Origin of the sequence: uncultured Sphaerochaeta sp., from assembly GCF_963676625.2 — a bacterium.
Lineage (GTDB): Bacteria > Spirochaetota > Spirochaetia > Sphaerochaetales > Sphaerochaetaceae > Sphaerochaeta.
On sequence record NZ_CAXXYB010000002.1, the window covers coordinates 51,784 to 67,199 of the forward strand.

General features: G+C 42.1%; 15 protein-coding genes and 1 tRNA gene. 8 read left to right on the forward strand and 8 right to left on the reverse strand.

The features are described from left to right. Window positions 1-18: 18 nt before the first annotated feature. Together ACHZBG_RS01915 and ACHZBG_RS01920 are read right to left on the reverse strand one after the other, a co-directional pair. Entirely contained in the window at window positions 19-1,107 is a 1,089-nt protein-coding gene (locus tag ACHZBG_RS01915; RefSeq protein ID WP_320127749.1) for a Coenzyme F420 hydrogenase/dehydrogenase, beta subunit C-terminal domain, read from the reverse strand. Window positions 1,108-1,156: 49 nt separating this feature from the next. Further along, window positions 1,157-1,696, reverse strand: coding sequence for a dihydrofolate reductase family protein (locus ACHZBG_RS01920; protein WP_320127750.1), 540 nt, complete (start codon window positions 1,694-1,696; stop codon window positions 1,157-1,159). Window positions 1,697-2,214: 518 nt separating this feature from the next. On the opposite strand from ACHZBG_RS01920, the gene ACHZBG_RS01925 reads away from it, so the two are divergent. Then, window positions 2,215-2,418, forward strand: a complete 204-nt coding sequence (locus tag ACHZBG_RS01925; protein WP_320127751.1) for a DUF3185 family protein — start codon at window positions 2,215-2,217, stop codon at window positions 2,416-2,418. A 140-nt stretch (window positions 2,419-2,558) separates the two neighbouring features. Here ACHZBG_RS01925 and ACHZBG_RS01930 read toward each other — a convergent pair whose 3' ends face one another. The 4 genes from ACHZBG_RS01930 to ACHZBG_RS01945 all read right to left on the reverse strand — a co-directional run bounded on the left by ACHZBG_RS01930 (window position 2,559) and on the right by ACHZBG_RS01945 (window position 6,088). Then, window positions 2,559-3,947 (reverse strand): IS3 family transposase, encoded by a 1,389-nt coding sequence (locus tag ACHZBG_RS01930; RefSeq protein ID WP_320127752.1) that lies wholly within the window; start codon window positions 3,945-3,947, stop codon window positions 2,559-2,561. Window positions 3,948-4,045: 98 nt separating this feature from the next. Then, entirely contained in the window at window positions 4,046-4,684 is a 639-nt protein-coding gene (locus ACHZBG_RS01935) for a LysE family translocator (RefSeq protein ID WP_320127753.1), read from the reverse strand. A 120-nt stretch (window positions 4,685-4,804) separates the two neighbouring features. Beyond that, a complete protein-coding gene (locus ACHZBG_RS01940; protein ID WP_394699303.1) occupies window positions 4,805-5,377 on the reverse strand; it encodes an HD domain-containing protein in 573 nt (190 codons plus the stop codon). A gap of 66 nt (window positions 5,378-5,443) precedes the next feature. Beyond that, entirely contained in the window at window positions 5,444-6,088 is a 645-nt protein-coding gene (locus ACHZBG_RS01945) for a hypothetical protein (RefSeq protein ID WP_320127755.1), read from the reverse strand. 372 nt (window positions 6,089-6,460) lie between these two features. On the opposite strand from ACHZBG_RS01945, the gene ACHZBG_RS01950 reads away from it, so the two are divergent. From ACHZBG_RS01950 to ACHZBG_RS01970, 5 genes are all read left to right on the forward strand, one after another. Further along, window positions 6,461-6,874 carry a hypothetical protein gene (locus ACHZBG_RS01950; protein ID WP_320127756.1) on the forward strand — a complete coding sequence of 138 codons (414 nt, stop codon included), beginning with the start codon at window positions 6,461-6,463 and terminating at the stop codon, window positions 6,872-6,874. A 98-nt stretch (window positions 6,875-6,972) separates the two neighbouring features. Further along, window positions 6,973-7,386, forward strand: a complete 414-nt coding sequence (locus ACHZBG_RS01955) for a hypothetical protein (RefSeq protein ID WP_320127757.1) — start codon at window positions 6,973-6,975, stop codon at window positions 7,384-7,386. 250 nt (window positions 7,387-7,636) lie between these two features. Continuing rightward, the gene (locus ACHZBG_RS01960; RefSeq protein ID WP_320127758.1) at window positions 7,637-8,059 is read left to right on the forward strand and encodes a hypothetical protein; all 423 of its coding nucleotides are present in this window, start codon (window positions 7,637-7,639) and stop codon (window positions 8,057-8,059) included. 106 nt (window positions 8,060-8,165) lie between these two features. Continuing rightward, window positions 8,166-8,585 carry a hypothetical protein gene (locus tag ACHZBG_RS01965; RefSeq protein ID WP_320127759.1) on the forward strand — a complete coding sequence of 140 codons (420 nt, stop codon included), beginning with the start codon at window positions 8,166-8,168 and terminating at the stop codon, window positions 8,583-8,585. Window positions 8,586-8,948: 363 nt separating this feature from the next. Next, entirely contained in the window at window positions 8,949-9,371 is a 423-nt protein-coding gene (locus ACHZBG_RS01970; protein WP_320127760.1) for a hypothetical protein, read from the forward strand. Window positions 9,372-9,781: 410 nt separating this feature from the next. Here ACHZBG_RS01970 and ACHZBG_RS01975 read toward each other — a convergent pair whose 3' ends face one another. Then, on the reverse strand, window positions 9,782-10,015 hold the full coding sequence (locus ACHZBG_RS01975; RefSeq protein WP_320127761.1) for a DUF2188 domain-containing protein: 234 nt from the start codon (window positions 10,013-10,015) through the stop codon (window positions 9,782-9,784). 327 nt (window positions 10,016-10,342) lie between these two features. On the opposite strand from ACHZBG_RS01975, the gene ACHZBG_RS01980 reads away from it, so the two are divergent. Together ACHZBG_RS01980 and ACHZBG_RS01985 are read left to right on the forward strand one after the other, a co-directional pair. Further along, a complete protein-coding gene (locus tag ACHZBG_RS01980) occupies window positions 10,343-12,667 on the forward strand; it encodes a GIY-YIG nuclease family protein (protein WP_320127762.1) in 2,325 nt (774 codons plus the stop codon). A 487-nt stretch (window positions 12,668-13,154) separates the two neighbouring features. Next, on the forward strand, window positions 13,155-14,741 hold the full coding sequence (locus tag ACHZBG_RS01985) for a Na+/H+ antiporter NhaC family protein (protein ID WP_320127763.1): 1,587 nt from the start codon (window positions 13,155-13,157) through the stop codon (window positions 14,739-14,741). Window positions 14,742-14,967: 226 nt separating this feature from the next. Here ACHZBG_RS01985 and ACHZBG_RS01990 read toward each other — a convergent pair. Further along, window positions 14,968-15,041, reverse strand: a tRNA-Arg gene (locus ACHZBG_RS01990). Window positions 15,042-15,416: the final 375 nt, after the last annotated feature.

The window sequence follows — 15,416 nt, forward strand, 5'->3', positions numbered from 1 at the left end:
TCCTCCAAGCTCTTGTTCTCAGAATTGCCTGGTTGTCTCTTCAAATCCTTTTTTGCCATATTCATCCCAGAATAGTTCATATCCAATGGGTTTTTCCAACGGATGGGACAATACGCTTTGCATGCAGGCTCTGGCAGAACTTTCTCTGAGCTCAAGGGAGTCCTGGACTTCCTCCAGCCAGGCTTTCCCCTTTGGGCTGTTGACCAATACCACCGATACTCCCTTTGGGTCGGCAAACTCAGGCAGTGCTTGCTCGATACCCCAATAATCCCCGAGGGTAAGGTCTCCCTCTCTATTCAAGTTGGTAAAATGGCAATCGAAACAGGAAGGCCTTATTGTCAGGTGTTCCAGATATAGTTGCAGGAACAGGTTTTTGCTGTTCGACTCCAGGGTGGTCGTATGTTCTGTTTCGATTCTCAAGGAAAAATCATTCCAACCCTGGGTCTTGTCCCGAAAGAAAGCGTCACTGACCTGTTCTCCTTTTCCCTTGGTCAAGGTCGCAAGATAATCCTGCCAAACCTTGGGACTGGGGACTCCATAGCAAAGCAGGTCGCAACAGAAAAGGTTTGAAGTATCGATTTTTGCATTTTTCAGAAAGGAACGAAGACCGGCTACCTGACAGGGAGTTCCAGTGAACATGACCTGAAGGTTGGAAGCCAAATCTTTCTTTACCTGGGGAAGTACTGTTTCCATATTGCTCTGTACATATTTGGAACCTACACATCGGTCTCTTTGCTGTGCTGTGGTGCAACGGATATGCTCAACTACCAGATCAGTTGTAAAGGCTGCTCCATAGACCACGCCTCCCTTGGACAATATGGTCTCGGAGAGCGGTATGAACATGCCGCCAGAGGAGCTTTTAAGCAAGGTTGCCCTGTCTCTGGCTTTGGCTGCATAGACTGTAGGGTTATTGCTTTTTTTCTGGACAGGGGCCAACAAGGGGCAGGTGGATGTGCACAGGCCGCATTCGATGCAATCTGTTGCCTCGACCAGAGGATATACAAAGCCTTTGTCATCGGGGTGAAGGGAAATGCAGTTCATGGGGCATATAGCCTGGCATGCAGTACAACCTATGCAGTCTTTTTCTTCGGTAATTTGAATAGCCATGGTCAGAGTATAGGGTGTGCAACGGTTTTTTTAAACCTGCCTATGAAAGTTAAAGGGTATCGGACTTCCGTTTCCGATAGGTACTCATCACCAGGCCGTTGTCAAAAACCTCCGTTTTTATATGCGTAAATTGTTTGATGCGGGTACTTTCCTTGAACAAAGGGATTCCCTTTCCCAAGAGTATCGGAACTCTTGTGATGGTCATTTCATCGATGAGATCCAGTTCAAGAAAGCTTTGTATGGTTTTGCCCCCGTCAATATACAAGGTCTTGAAACCTTTCTCGTGCAATTGGGAAAGCAAGTTCGGAATGTTGCCCGATACTAGTGATACATGCTTTTTGAGGGCTTCAGGTATTGAACGCAAGCCGGAACTCAAGACGAAAACGGGTTTTTCATAGGGCCAGGGAGTGAATTTGCTGACAGTTTCAAAGGTATTTTTTCCCATCACTATGGCATCGATATTCTGCAAAAAGACGGAATAACCATAATCAGAATCTGTTGGGGTGGGAAGGGAGGTAAGCCAATCCAAGCTTCCCTCGTTGGTAGCGATATATCCGTCGAGGCTTGTGGCAATATATACATAATTCATTATATTTGATCTCCTGTTGTTTTTTCTGTTTACAGTATACTGCCTTTTTATGGGAAGCAGATGAAGAAGTGGGGCTCTATACCTTCAATACAAGATACCAAAATCCATGGTGGTATGGTGATACCCTTCTGTTATCAGCAAACTATTCCTTGTATCTTTGTATTGTTTCCAATGTTGGCTAGAAGCGTTCGGTGCCTCTGCCTGAGTACTTGCTATATACAAACAGAAAACTATGGAATATAATGATTTATAGAAAATATCAAACAGCTATACCAGTATGATGAATGCTCTGTCGTTATGACTTATGAGTCATGATACAGCAATAGATGATTCTGGTCGTTGCTTGGATACTGGTCGGTAATCAGAAAAACTGATTGTTTTTTGATGATGCACAACCGATAAGTGAACTCTTCCATAACAATACAAAACCCACCAATGCATGGCGAGATTATTCTGTATTGACTTCCGCGCAGGTTGCCTGCAACCAACGGGATACAAATTACAAGGAATAACAAAACATGAGTATTTCACGGATTCTAGGTATTTTATTGTTAGTTGGTGGTATTGCGCTTATGGTAGTAGGGTACTACGCATCACAATCTGCTGGCGATTCTATCCGTACCTTTTTTGGCGCCGATTTAAGCAAGGAAACCCTCTGGTATCTAATTGGAGGCGGTGCGGCCGTAGTTGCCGGTATTCTCGTCTTGGTCGTTCGTCGTTAATTCAAGAGGAATCGAGTTTTTACTTAATTACAATGTTGCTATTTAAGGCAAGAAAGTTAGCAAAGAAAATGACAGGCAAAGGGGCACCTGAAAGGTTAAACGGAATGAACTTTCCCCATAGAGTTGGAGAGTTCTGAGAGCTAGGCTACTGATTGACGGTATTGCACCGGAGACCGGTAGCCTAGTTTTTTTTGTATTCGCTTGTCATTGTACCAAGCGATGTATTCCCTTACCAGCTGTTCCATCTCTTCCTTGGTTAGCAGTCTCTTTCTGTTCTGGTAGATGGTCTCACACTTCATGAGGCCGAAGAAATTCTCGATGCAGGCGTTGTCCCAACAGTTTCCCCTGCGGGACATGCTCTGCACCACACCGAGACCCCTAAGGTAGTCGACATAGGCCCTGTTCGTGTAGGTCCATCCCCGGTCCGAGTGGATGAGGACGCCATGGAGATCGAATCCCTTGTCGACCAGTTGCTGGATGGCCTTGATGACCATGGCGAGGCTCTGGTGCTCCTCCATGACATAACTCACGATCCCGTTGTCGTACAAATCCTTGACCGCGGCCAGGAACAACCAGCCCCCCACGACACGAAGGTACGTGATGTCGGTCACCAGCTTGCACATGGGCCCCTCTGCCGAGAAGTCCCTGGCCAGTATGTTTTGTGGCAGTTCCCTTGCAGTTTCTTTCCGTATCCGATAGTAGCCCTTGGGAAACCGTCGGATGCGGACCTTCGCGTTCAGGGCATGTTCCTTCATGACCCGCTCGACGCGCTTGTGGTTCAGTTGCACGTACCCGAACCTCGCCTTCAGTTCCTGCGTCATCCTTGGAATCCCGTAGGACCAGTTTGTCTCTTCTTGTATCTGCCTGATGTGCGATGCTATGGAGACATCATTGTTGACCGAATCATCCTTGTGTTGTTCCCAGTAATAGTAGGTGCTCGGGCAGATGCCTGCCAGCTTGAGCGAACGGGTCACAGGGACTCCGAGCTTCCGTGCCTCAGCAACTGCTGATAGAACTTTTTTTTTGACGGATCCGTCTCCTCTGCCTCGCAGATTTGGAAGTACGTCCTGTAGAAGATAATCCCGTCGTGCATCCCCTTGAGCTCTGACTGCTGTTGCCTTACGAGCTTCTCGAGCTCTTCCATCTTCTTCCGTTCCAATTCCGTCATTGTGTCCACCTTTCCTCTTTCTGCCTTTCTTTCTCGTGCAGACCCCGTACTCAGTATAGTTCCGAATCCATACATTCAGAACACTAATCGACAAGGCGTATTTGCGGCAAAGACCAGATTTGGTTTCTTCCTTGGACAGCGACTTGAGGACAATCCCTTCCTTTACTTGCTCGTTCATGGCCTCGTATCTACGGTCGTAGGTACAGTACACCCAGCTCTCGTTTCCACCTTCGTATTGCTTGCACCACCGCCTGGTGCTTGACGGATTGAGACCCAGTCTCTTTGCGGTGGCCTTGCCTTTGCATCCTTGCTTGAATAACTTCAAGGCCTTGAGTTTCGTCTTTTTGCTGATCTTTGACATAACAATCCCCCATGTTTGGATTTCTCCAATTCACGGGGGAAAGTTCAGAAAATTCAACCTGGAGGTGCCTTTTTTATATACTAGTCCTAAAAAGAGGGCTATTGGGTATCCCTGTTAAGTAAGAGCTTTGCGCCAAGGGCTATGAGTACACATCCGAAAGCCTTGTCCAGAATTTGGGCGTAGATGGGTTTGGTTCTCAATGCAGTCGTAAACGTATCTGCAAGCAATACGGTGACTCCCTCAACCAGAAAACCTACAAGAATGATAACAAGGCCAAGGACCAGAAACTGAGCTGTTTTGGGGATGCTGTTTTCTCGATAGAATTGCGGAAGTATTGCGATAAAGAAGAGAGCTACCTTTGGATTTGTTACATCAATGAGAACTGCACTGAGGAAGGCTTTGCGAAAAGACTTGGGTTCTGAAGAACTTTGGGTTTTCGAGAAGATTGGCTTGCCCCCGAAAAACAGTGAGCGAAAGCCCAGATAGAGTAAATAGCCAGCTCCTATAAGTTTTATTGTCTTGAAGACGACCACCGAAGTGGTGAGGATTGCCGAGATACCCAGTGCCACGAAGGTGGTATGGATAAAGGCTCCTGCTCCCAAGCCCAAAATCGAGGCAAAGCCCACTTTTTTTCCGTAGGCCATTGTCTGTGAGACAAGATAGATCATGTCGGGCCCTGGGGCAATGTTCATGAAAAATGCGGTGATGAGAAATCCGAGCCAAAAGTGTTGTTCCATGTTCCAGGTACCTGTTTTTGTGAGGATATTGAGAGAAGCAAGTCTTCTTTGATGACTATACAGCTATCATCTTATGCATCCTGATGTAGGAATTTGTAAGAATTATACGGGATAGTAACGTTATTTTCCTATGAGTTGCAATCCAGTTTCGAAGGTTTCCCTATACAGCTCTTTCCCTCTTGGACTGAGCTTTTCCCAATCCCTTTGCAGCTTTTGCTGAACCCAGGAAAGGCCATCTTCAAGTTCCATTCCCTTTTTCACATAGGCAACGAAGAACAGGGAGCCGAGGTCTTGCATGTGGGCAATGGCGTCGGCATCGGCAATGCAGATTTCTTCGGGCGAAGTAGGGGCTAATGGAATGCTTCCCCTGTGTTTCAGTATGCAGGACATGACCTGGGCTATCTTGTCTTGTGGATATCCATAGGTGCTTAGGATTTCCTTGGCTCTTTGAGCCCCGAATATATGATGCTGTTCACTTTTTGTCGCATCCTCAATGCCTGCAAGGTCATGGAGCATGGTTGCAAATGTTACGATCTGGATGTCTGCACCATAGTTTTTTGCAAGATTCTGGGCAATGGATATCATCGGTTTTATATGATGGGTCCATATTCCGTACCCGAACTGATTGTTTGGTGAGGCACAGGCTGTTTCTACGAGCCTTTCCAGATTACTTTGCATGATATCTTGGTTCATCATTCTACTCCAAATCGAGTATAACTATAAAATCGATGTCTCTCAACCAAATATTGGATGCAGATGCTATATCTTTGAGCCTGGTTTTCCACTGAAAGAGTTCTTGGAAATATTTGGTAGGGTAGGTTCCCATTGTATGATTTGTTGGTCTTGCTGGGTTTCTTGCCATTGCAAGAATTCAGCATAGGTCGAGATGTTGTCTTCGATTACAGCTTTATAGATTTGGATTCCCATGGCCTTTTTATCGTTTTGGGATAATTCCCATTTTATTTGAAGGATGTTTTTTTTCATCTGGAGAGTCATCACCGTATTTATTTTGTCGGCTACCCGTTCAAATTTTCCTACATAGGGTGATTCCTTCATGATATGAATCAAATCAATCTGCCAGATACGATTATCCAAGGCTTTATATTCCAGATGCCATTCCAGACATTTGTCTTCTGCTTCGCAATTATTGATATAGGCAATTTTGAGAATTCGAGGATTGAGGGCCAACTTTCCCACTGCCGCAAAACTGTCGTCGATACAAAAATTATCGGAATAGATATGGAAATCGATATCCAGATGGCACATTATCAAGCCAGTCTTTATCGATCCAACCAAGTGTGCCTGGGCTTTATATTCCTTCCAGGTCTCTTCGATGCGTAGGTCTTCGATTATGGTAAGCGCTGCTTGATAATTTGCTTGGGCAATCTGCATGAAGTCGGTCATGGTCTGCATCTCCTAAATTTTTGAGTGGTTTCCTTTGGCTTGGTCGGTATACTATTTTTTCCCAAGGAATTCCAGCATTTTGGTTAATTCGTTGGAAGAAAGGATCAAGTAAGTTATGAAATAATTCAAAGAATTTTGGTAATCAGCTTCATTGTTTCAATATCGGTATTCCCAAAATACTTATGTGCCAGGACAACCTTCAAGAGGTCTTTTGGTATGAATAATGATGATAACAGAGCAATTTTTTCTTGTTTTTGCCCGAAAATTCTCATGAAAATTTAGACAATTTGAATATCTTCGTGTATTCTTTATATAAATCATATGCCTGCTGATGTATATGTAGTTCAAGAATGGAGTGTACAAGGAGAGAGTATGAAAAAAAAGCCGAATATGGCTCTTTGGGTGGTTTTCGCTAGTGTGTTGTTGGTCTCAATGTTATCCAGTTGTGATAACCGTGTGAATAGCAAAGTCTTGATTGTTAAAAACGACAGTGCCAGTGCAATCATTACTGTTTCAATTGGCCAATATATTTCAGGTTCAAAGGATTCTGCTCCGAATGCCTTGGTTGATGGAGATACCATTGCTGTAGGGGGAAGCCAGATATTCTATTTGGCTCCTTATTCGAAGTCCGCCATTCACTTGTATATTTCAAATGGAACTGACTCTCATAATATTTCTTTTACCTATGATTATGAAGTCAATGGTCATAATGAAGCTATAACTGCTACGTTTGATGAAATGGAAATTGCAGTGGATGGAAGTAATGCTGAACCCTTGGTTGTCTAGAACCACTGGGAGTGAGTGGAGAAGCCTATGTTGATAGGTTCCTGCCGATTGGCTTTTGGCTTCAATTTTGTTGATTCGGAAAATTTAGAGGAGAGAATATGAAAAAAAGCATTTCTAAAGTGCTCTGTATTTTTATTGCTTGTGGGTTGCTGGTCTCGTTGACATCCAGCTGCAGTCCTTTGGATAGCAAGGTTCTGGTTATCCAAAATGATAGTACCAGTGCAATTGATTATGTTGTTATCAATCAATATGTTTCTGAAGCAAAGGGTAGTTCCTGGAGTGCCTTGGATGCTGGGGAAACGATACCGGTAGGGGGGAGCAAGACGTTTAATTTGGCTCCGTATTCGGCATCTATCTCATTGGACATCTCTGATGAGTCTACTGGTTCTGATAGCGTTTACTTTTTCTATGATTATCTGATCAATGGTCACAACGAAACAATTACTGCCAGCTATTCAGGAAGTGGAATTTCCGTGAGTGGAAGCAATGCTAGGGTAGCACAAGATTCATAAGAAACTTTGGCCCTGCAAGAAAAGATCAAATCTAGGTAAAGCTTCCTGGGTTTGGTCTTTTTTTATGGTTTGATCATAATGTTTGATTTTTCCATCTCATATATTCAGGATTTGCATAATCACCTCAGGAAAGAAATTCCCTGGGGTTTGTTTTATGGACGAAGATCAGTGATTTCCCTATCAATAGTTTGCATCGTATGTATACTGAACAAGATATGTGTCTAAAATTTGAAGAAAATAAGGTGAAATTGTGAAAAAATGGTCAAGTGTAGTGTTGATAGTGTCAATCTTGTGTGTATTATTCATCTCGCTGTTGTCCAGTTGTTACAGCCCCCTGTCCAGTAAAACTTTGGTTGTGGTAAATGAGAGTGGCTATGAAATCGATCTGGTTTCGATTACTCAGTATGTTTCTGGGTCAAAGGTTACTTCTGATAGAAATGCCTTGGCTGATGGAGAAACCATTGCAGTAGGAGCGAGCGAGTCATTCTATTTAGCTCCTTATTCGACGTATGAGGTGAATCTATCCATCAATAATACCGGTGACCAAGCTGATCGTTCTTATTTTACCTATGAGTATATGGTCAATGGAAAAAATGAGGCTATTACCGCCAGCTTCTCGGGAACTGCAATAGTTTTGAGTGGAAGGAATGTTGCAGAAGCAAAGGATCGATAGGAATTTTTATAAATATAGGGAAAATCTCAATCTGGGGTTGACCCTAAAAGTTTAGGTTTTCTTGATTTATGCAATTTTTTAGTTTAACAAATCTTTGGGAGAAGAAATGAAAAAAAGAATTTTTAGGGTGTTTTGTATTTTGGTTTCTTGTGTATTTCTGGTTTCGCTGGCGTCCAGTTGCAATAGCGTACCAGAAAGCAAGGTCCTGATTTTGGTGAATGGCAGTACCAATCAGGTAAATTATATTTCGCTCGTACAGAGCCTTTCCGAATCGAAGGATTCTGAATATGAGAATGTCTTGGCAGATGGAAATATCCTTGAGATCGGGGAGAGCAAGACTTTTTATTTGGCTCCCTATGCAAGTATGGTATACCTGTATTTTGGAGAAAAAGATTCAGTGGATAACTGTGAGATCTTGTTTTCCTATGATTATCACGTCGATGGCAAGAACGAGGCTATAACAGCTACCTATAATGGGAATGAGTCCATAACGTTGAGCGGGAGCAATTCTCAGGAAAGTAAATAATTACCTGATATCAATATCAGTAAAAGATTTGTTTGAATGTGGTCTGTTATGTTTTCCGTAGGTAATATGTTTTAGGATCAAAACTGGAAGTAGCACTGAGATACCACAGGATTTATAAATAACTTAGGAAATGTAGAAAAAGACCAAATAAGGGTTGCCTTGAGGGGGCTTCCTGGATTTGGTCTTTTGTATAACGTACCTGAAACGTTTGTTTTTCAAGCCTGTACATCTTGAATTTGCAAAATTTTCTCAGGAAAGGAAGGTGTTGGCGTTTGTTTTTTAGTTGCTAATTCTGGAATTTCTGCAATAGTATATATTATTGATGTTGTGTTTGTTCAATCTAAAGAATCTCAAGGAGAGAGTATGAAAAAAAAGGTTCTCGGAGTGTTATTAGTGTTGATTTCTTGTTTGTTCTTGGTCTCGGTATTATCCAGTTGTAATGATAATCCGCGCAGCAAGGCCTTGGTCATCGTGAATGACAGTGACAATGAAATTAATCTTGTTGAGATTAATCAGTATATTTCTGGGGCAAAAATAGCCTCTAGCAATAATGCCTTGGATGGTGAAGAAACCATTGCAGCAGGAAAGAGCAAGACCTTCTATTTAGCTCCCTATTCGGAGTATAGAGTAGGTCTGTTCATCAGGGATGATGCCTCTGGTTATGATGATATAGAATTCACTTATGATTATGCGGTCAATGGCCGTAATGAGGCTATTACTGCCAGTTATGATGGAACAGAAATTACTGTGACTGGAAGTAATGCTGCCGAATTACCACCAGTCTAGATCAAATATCTATGTATTCGATAAGACCAAATCGGGGTTGCCTTGAATAGGCTTCTTTGATTTGGTCTTTTTTTTATAACTTGATCAAAATATTTGATCTCTTGGGCTTGTAAATCTTGAATCTGTGCTATGAGATTCAAATTATTGGAACAATTCAAGGCATGGAAAAATATCTCGAATATAACAACTGGAATAAGAAAGATTGCAGGAATAGAGCTCAGGCCTATGAAATATAAAACAAAATTTCCTTGATTGACCTGTTTGATGGGATGTCCAGTCAAAATTGCAACTGGATGATACTAATTACTGTATTGAAATCGTATCGAGCGTATCTGCAATACAACGTAGCCAGGAAATGTATAGAAACAATTATTAGCTGCAAAGCAAGGATTTTGTTTTGATGCAAATCTTCATTTTTTGGTTTTATGTGAAGTGGAAGCTTTTCCATGGCTGTCAGATTGTTGGATCTTTCCGTTTTTACCATGGGTAATGAATTCTGTGTTTTGATTCTGGCTAATCGTTCTTCCCTTATCCATTGCTTCTTGCTTTGTGTCGGTATGAACGCTTGCCTTCTCTGCTCCATTTCTTTTTACATCCCAGCCACCGTTTGGATTTGTAACGACATGATGTTCTTGTCTTTTCATAATTATTTATCCTTTCTATAAATAGTAATACTTTAGTATATTGCGTTCACTGAAAGAATGATATAAAGAGCCCCATTTACTGGATAAGGGCTATGCCAGAGTTTTGTCTTGTTTCGGAATATATCAGATTTGGCATGGCCTGGATCAATTTGATAATTCCTCCGATAGCCTGCATTTTTTGGTTGAATACTACTGGGAATGAGTTGGATAAAGCTTTGATTGGCAAATGTTTTCTATTTCCCATGGATATAAAACAATTGAAATTGGCACTGATTCTTTATTAATTATATAACCCATAGCTGATATTTCATGCTAGGATTAAATCCAATGAAAAAAAATAAGCTCGTAAAACTACATATTATATTTGTTTTTACTATGGTACTCCTTTTAAACTGTTCAAGTGCCAGAGGTCTTAATCCTATACCAAAAAATGTACAATCTGATCCTGTGGTATTGTCTGAGGAACAAAAAGCAGAAACAACTTTGGAGCTTGATTCCCGTAAAGCCAATACTGATGACTCAGTAGTCAATGGCGAAGATCCTCTTCTCCTGAACGATTCTTCCAAGGATATTCTCCAACAAGCTTCGATTCAGGACGTTGCTAGTGTTGTGACTGCAACTGGAAGTGGTTCCTCAACAGTTGATTTGCAGGAAAACGATGAATCTGAAACTAATTTGGAAGTTGATACTTTTGAAAACACTCCTATAGAGAGCAAGGTAACTGTTGAGGCTCCTGTTCTTCAGAAAAGTCAGCTATTTGATACTGATTTGCTTGAAAGCTCTCTTATTAATGATCAAGCAATTGTTGAGGCTCCTCCTCTTCAGAAAAATCTTTCGTCTGATACTGAGTTGTTGGACTCTGAAGTGATTGTTCAAGAATCCGGGAGTAGTGGAAATATAAAAACTGTTGAGCCGATTGTAGAGGATTTCCAGGATACCAGGGAGATTGCTGAGGATATATCAGCGATTGATGATATTGTCCAGCCAGAACCAGCAGTCCTGGAATCTGAGGATCCCGTTGACCTGCAAACCATTGATGGACAAACAAACCTCGAGGAATCAGGGGAACCGATTCAAGATATTGAGTCTTCACTTTTGCTAAATCCTTCCATGCAGGATGAATCAATGGAATCTTCTCTCAATCAAGAAGTAGGGAGTTCTACTATGCTTACCATGATAATTAGCTTGTTCCTGTTCTTTTTATTACTTACCCTGCTTCTTGTTTTTTTTAGGAAACTTAAGGAAGCAAATCATCGGATTTCTGATCTTGGAATAACAGATATAGAATCTGCAAAAGCCTTGTTAAAAGATCTTCAAAAAGATGTTAAACTAATTGAAGAGGATATTTATGGACTGAAAGTATCTCGCACTGAGTTGAAAGGTGAGGAGTCAAGTCTTCAACAGGAATGCCAAAAACTTGATACCAAGGTTGAGAATCAGAAGAGGAAACTTTCCAGAACTAAAGAATTGTATGCTGCTGTTGAAAATGCTGTAGTTCGTTTTCATGTTACCGACATTCCTGATACCTATTTCAGGCCTCTATCTGAGGACGAGAAGGCTGATCTTGATACCATTGCTCCTTCTGTGATGTTGAATCTGAATTATATGAATTACCAAGACCTACGAAAGGAGTTCAGGGCGAATCAGAAACAAATTGATTTGTTGCTTGAAGAATATGCCAAACGATATACTACCAAGGCAAATCAATCCATTTATAAACTCATGGTAATTTCCTTACGTTCTGAATTGCAGAATATTCTCTATAATCTGAAATTTGAAAAACTCGAAACGGCTTTGTTCCAGGTTCAGTCCTTGATAGCTAAATACTTGGTGATCGTCTCGGAAGGTAACCAACAGATCGCCGGTACGATACGCAAATTCATTGGTGAGGTAGAACATCTGTTTGAAAATGCGGTCAAAATTGAATATGAATATTATATCAAGAGAGAGCAAGTACGGCAGGAGCAACTGGCATTAAGACAACAGATGCGTGAGGAAGCTGAAGAACGAAAACGATTGAAGGAACAAGAAAAGCAGATTGCCATTGAAGAATCGAAGTATCGATCTGAGATAGAAAAGGTCAGGGAATTGCTAAATCAAGAACCTGAAGATTCACCGCGAAGAGCTGAAATTGCTGAGAGAATCGAAGTATTGAATGATCAGCTTGTCCAGGTTGAACAACAGAAAGAAGAAATAACAAAACTCCAGAACGGTAAGGCTGGAAATGTATATATAATCAGTAATCTTGGATCTTTTGGTGACCATGTCTTCAAGGTTGGGATGACAAGGCGCTTGGAACCTCAAGATAGAGTGGACGAGCTGGGAAGTGCAAGTGTCCCCTTCAAGTTTGATGTCCATAGTTTTATTTTCTCGGAAGATGCCGTTGGATTGGAAAATGCCATCCATGTCAGATTGAATTCAAAACGGTTGAATAAAGTTAATCTAAGGAAAGAATTCTTTGATGTTTCCTTGGATGAATTGGAACAATTGGTTCTTGAAATAAATCCCACGGCAGAATTCAACAGGACAATGCTTGCTGAAGATTACAACCAATCCCTTTCTTTAGGAGATAGCGAAATTCCTATGTCGGATGAGAGTCTTCAGGAACAAGAGGGTGATGACGAGGAAAGTGAAAACACTGATAGCGAATAGGTATTGATTGAAAGGCAAAGAAATCTCATTTTTATGGCTCAACTCTCAATAAATATATAAAATTTTTACACCCGAATAATGTAATTCTCCTTGTAGTTCCCTGACAGGGAAATTATTTTCTGTTTGGAATAGTGAGGCAGATTTTCTTAGAGTGGCTCAGGCCGAAAATAGAGACAGTGAAGAATCTAGTCGAGATGAATGCATCAGAAGGAATTGTAGTACTCCTCATTCTACTATTTCCTTGGGAAAATTCGTAAAACCTATATTGGTCGTTTTCTGCTTATTTTACTCTGATAACGACAATTTCTGGTACAAAGGCTCGACGCAGATGCAACTTGAAAAATATCCAGTAAATCATGCAATTTTGATTTCTCCTTCTCTTGCTAATTCAAAGAAACAGGTCTTACAATTACCGAAAATTAAATGAGAGATACGGCGCCGGCAATGTTGGCTACTGAACGTCGCATCCCTCCCTTCGGAGGTGTGTATGAGTTACGGTGTGCTCTCGCTTCTACCCCCGGTAGTAGCCCTTCTTTTGTGCTTCCTTACAAAAGAAGTCATCTCTTCCCTTTTCATCGGTGTCCTGGTGGGTGGACTATTGGTTGGAAAGGGCAACATTTTCGCTGCAATCGCCAGTTCTTGGGATTGGTCATCGAACCAACTCCTTGACAAGTGGCAAGCGGAATATTTTCTTTTCTTGTTTGTCATCGGTGGCGCAATCGGCCTCATGTACAAGCTTGGTGGTGGTGTGGCTCTTGTCCAGAAACTTGAGAAAAAGGTCGAAAATAGCAAGAAGTCCCAGGTTCTCATCGGGTTGCTTGGCATTCTTGTCTTTTTCAATGAATATGCAAATACTGCAATCGTAGGAACCGCTTCGAAGAGCCTTTCTGACAAGAATCGTATCTCGCGTGAGAAGTTTTCCTACTTGTTGGATTCGACATCCTCACCTGTTTCCGGTCTTGCCCCGATTTCCGACTGGGCTGGTTATCAAACCAATACTATTGCCGTTGCTCTTGCAGCGTTCGGTTCCCTGGGGGTTTCTGCTTACACAATCTGGCTCAGATCCCTTCCTTACATGTTCTACTGCTGGTTTGCAATCGCCTTGGTCTTCATCATTGCCCTGACAGAGTTCGATTACGGTCCGATGAAAAAAGCGGAATGTCGAGCTAGGAATGAAGGTAAGGTACTTGCCGACGATGCAATTCCTGCTGGTAATATAGAAGCGGAAGTAGGCGAAGTGAGTAGCAAACACCTCTCTATCTGGACCTTCATCGTTCCTGTCGTGGCTCTTGTCGGAGTCGCTCTGTATGGCATGTGGTATACAGGCGGTGGTACTTCTGCCGGTAGCTTCGCAGATGCCCTTGGTAACTCCGATACGGCTGCTGCCTTGCTTTGGGGCGCCTTTGCAATGACTATTGCCTGTATCACCTTCGGACTGGTCTGGAAAATTATGACCTTCAAGGAAATGATGGAAACCTTCATTCAGGGGGCAAAGACAATGTTCATTGCTTTCCTTCTTATGGTTTTTGCCTGGGCTCTCAAGGCTGCTTGTGATGCTGTCGGAACAGCGGATTACACAGTCAACCTTGTGTTGCCACTTGTTCAAAACGCTCCAGCTATTCTGCCGGTAGTTGTCTTTCTTGTATGTATGCTTCTTTCTTTTGGTCTTGGTACCTCCTGGGGAACCATGGCAATCATTTCACCGATTGCGCTTCCTCTGGTGCTCAACGTAAACAATATGGAACTTAACTCGCTTGTCTATGCAACAATCGGTGCTGTCCTTTCCGGCTCCATTTTCGGTGACCACTGTTCGCCGATTTCCGATACTACGATTGTATCTTCGACATTCGCAGGTTCTGATCATATGGCGCACGTAACAACACAGATTCCCTACGCTTTCACAGCCGCTGGGATTTCGATCATTGGGTATTTATTGATGATGATTAGCATTCCCTGGTTCATCATTCTACCTGTAGGGGTTGTCCTTCTTTATTTTGCGGTTGTCTTCTTCTCAAAGCGTTCCGCGAAAAAGTATAATCTCCCACAGGCTACTCCTGTTTATTTTGCAAAGTAGATTTATTGATTAAGCCAACAACAAGGAGCTGTCTTGATGTCTGGATGGAAATCCAGACAGGGGGCAGCTCCCTTTCTATGCATGGAAAACAAGTTACATGTTACAGGTGTTTGGGGATTGTCCATAAGCAAAGGTTTTTCATCAAATCTTCTGCTAAAAATAGTTTGTATTGTATCAAATTAAAAAAAATCTCTCACAAGTTTTTATCTTGTAAGAGATTAATAAGTGCCCCGAGGGCGATTCGAACGCCCGACCCCTTCCTTAGGAGGGAAGTGCTCTATCCAGCTGAGCTATCGGAGCTTAAAGATTTTTAGCGTAAATCCTTATATGCTATACATCTACGTTTCTTGACGTCCACAAGTCTAACACTAAAACACCCTCAATGTAAAGCCTTATTCGCATATCCATTTACAAATTGACAACAGTAAAAACACTGGTGTCACTCACTTAACACCCGTTTGTCCTGTGGCTCAGAAATACATCCATTTACATATTCCAGAAGCTAAAAGTCAATCTAGCAGATTTGATTCTACTCTGCTTGTATGAATAAATCCAGCCATTAATGAAAATAGAATACCAATCGCTTCCTTAGGAGGGAAGAGGTCTTTGCTCTTGTGTTATCGGATCTAGGATTCCCGAATAAAGCCAATCTGAATGCAAGAGGAGGGAGCCTTT

What these genes read in the sequence shown, in the direction of transcription:
- ACHZBG_RS01915 (WP_320127749.1), bottom strand. Translation starts at nt 1,107, where the DNA reads ATGGCTATTCAAATTACCGAAGAAAAAGACTGCATAGGTTGTACTGCA.
- ACHZBG_RS01935 (WP_320127753.1), bottom strand. Translation starts at nt 4,684, where the DNA reads ATGGAACAACACTTTTGGCTCGGATTTCTCATCACCGCATTTTTCATG.
- ACHZBG_RS01985 (WP_320127763.1), top strand. Translation starts at nt 13,155, where the DNA reads ATGAGTTACGGTGTGCTCTCGCTTCTACCCCCGGTAGTAGCCCTTCTT.
- ACHZBG_RS01965 (WP_320127759.1), top strand. Translation starts at nt 8,166, where the DNA reads ATGAAAAAAAGAATTTTTAGGGTGTTTTGTATTTTGGTTTCTTGTGTA.
- ACHZBG_RS01925 (WP_320127751.1), top strand. Translation starts at nt 2,215, where the DNA reads ATGAGTATTTCACGGATTCTAGGTATTTTATTGTTAGTTGGTGGTATT.
- ACHZBG_RS01930 (WP_320127752.1), bottom strand. Translation starts at nt 3,947, where the DNA reads ATGTCAAAGATCAGCAAAAAGACGAAACTCAAGGCCTTGAAGTTATTC.
- ACHZBG_RS01940 (WP_394699303.1), bottom strand. Translation starts at nt 5,377, where the DNA reads ATGAACCAAGATATCATGCAAAGTAATCTGGAAAGGCTCGTAGAAACA.
- ACHZBG_RS01920 (WP_320127750.1), bottom strand. Translation starts at nt 1,696, where the DNA reads ATGAATTATGTATATATTGCCACAAGCCTCGACGGATATATCGCTACC.
- ACHZBG_RS01945 (WP_320127755.1), bottom strand. Translation starts at nt 6,088, where the DNA reads ATGACCGACTTCATGCAGATTGCCCAAGCAAATTATCAAGCAGCGCTT.
- ACHZBG_RS01975 (WP_320127761.1), bottom strand. Translation starts at nt 10,015, where the DNA reads ATGAAAAGACAAGAACATCATGTCGTTACAAATCCAAACGGTGGCTGG.
- ACHZBG_RS01980 (WP_320127762.1), top strand. Translation starts at nt 10,343, where the DNA reads ATGAAAAAAAATAAGCTCGTAAAACTACATATTATATTTGTTTTTACT.
- ACHZBG_RS01970 (WP_320127760.1), top strand. Translation starts at nt 8,949, where the DNA reads ATGAAAAAAAAGGTTCTCGGAGTGTTATTAGTGTTGATTTCTTGTTTG.
- ACHZBG_RS01955 (WP_320127757.1), top strand. Translation starts at nt 6,973, where the DNA reads ATGAAAAAAAGCATTTCTAAAGTGCTCTGTATTTTTATTGCTTGTGGG.
- ACHZBG_RS01950 (WP_320127756.1), top strand. Translation starts at nt 6,461, where the DNA reads ATGAAAAAAAAGCCGAATATGGCTCTTTGGGTGGTTTTCGCTAGTGTG.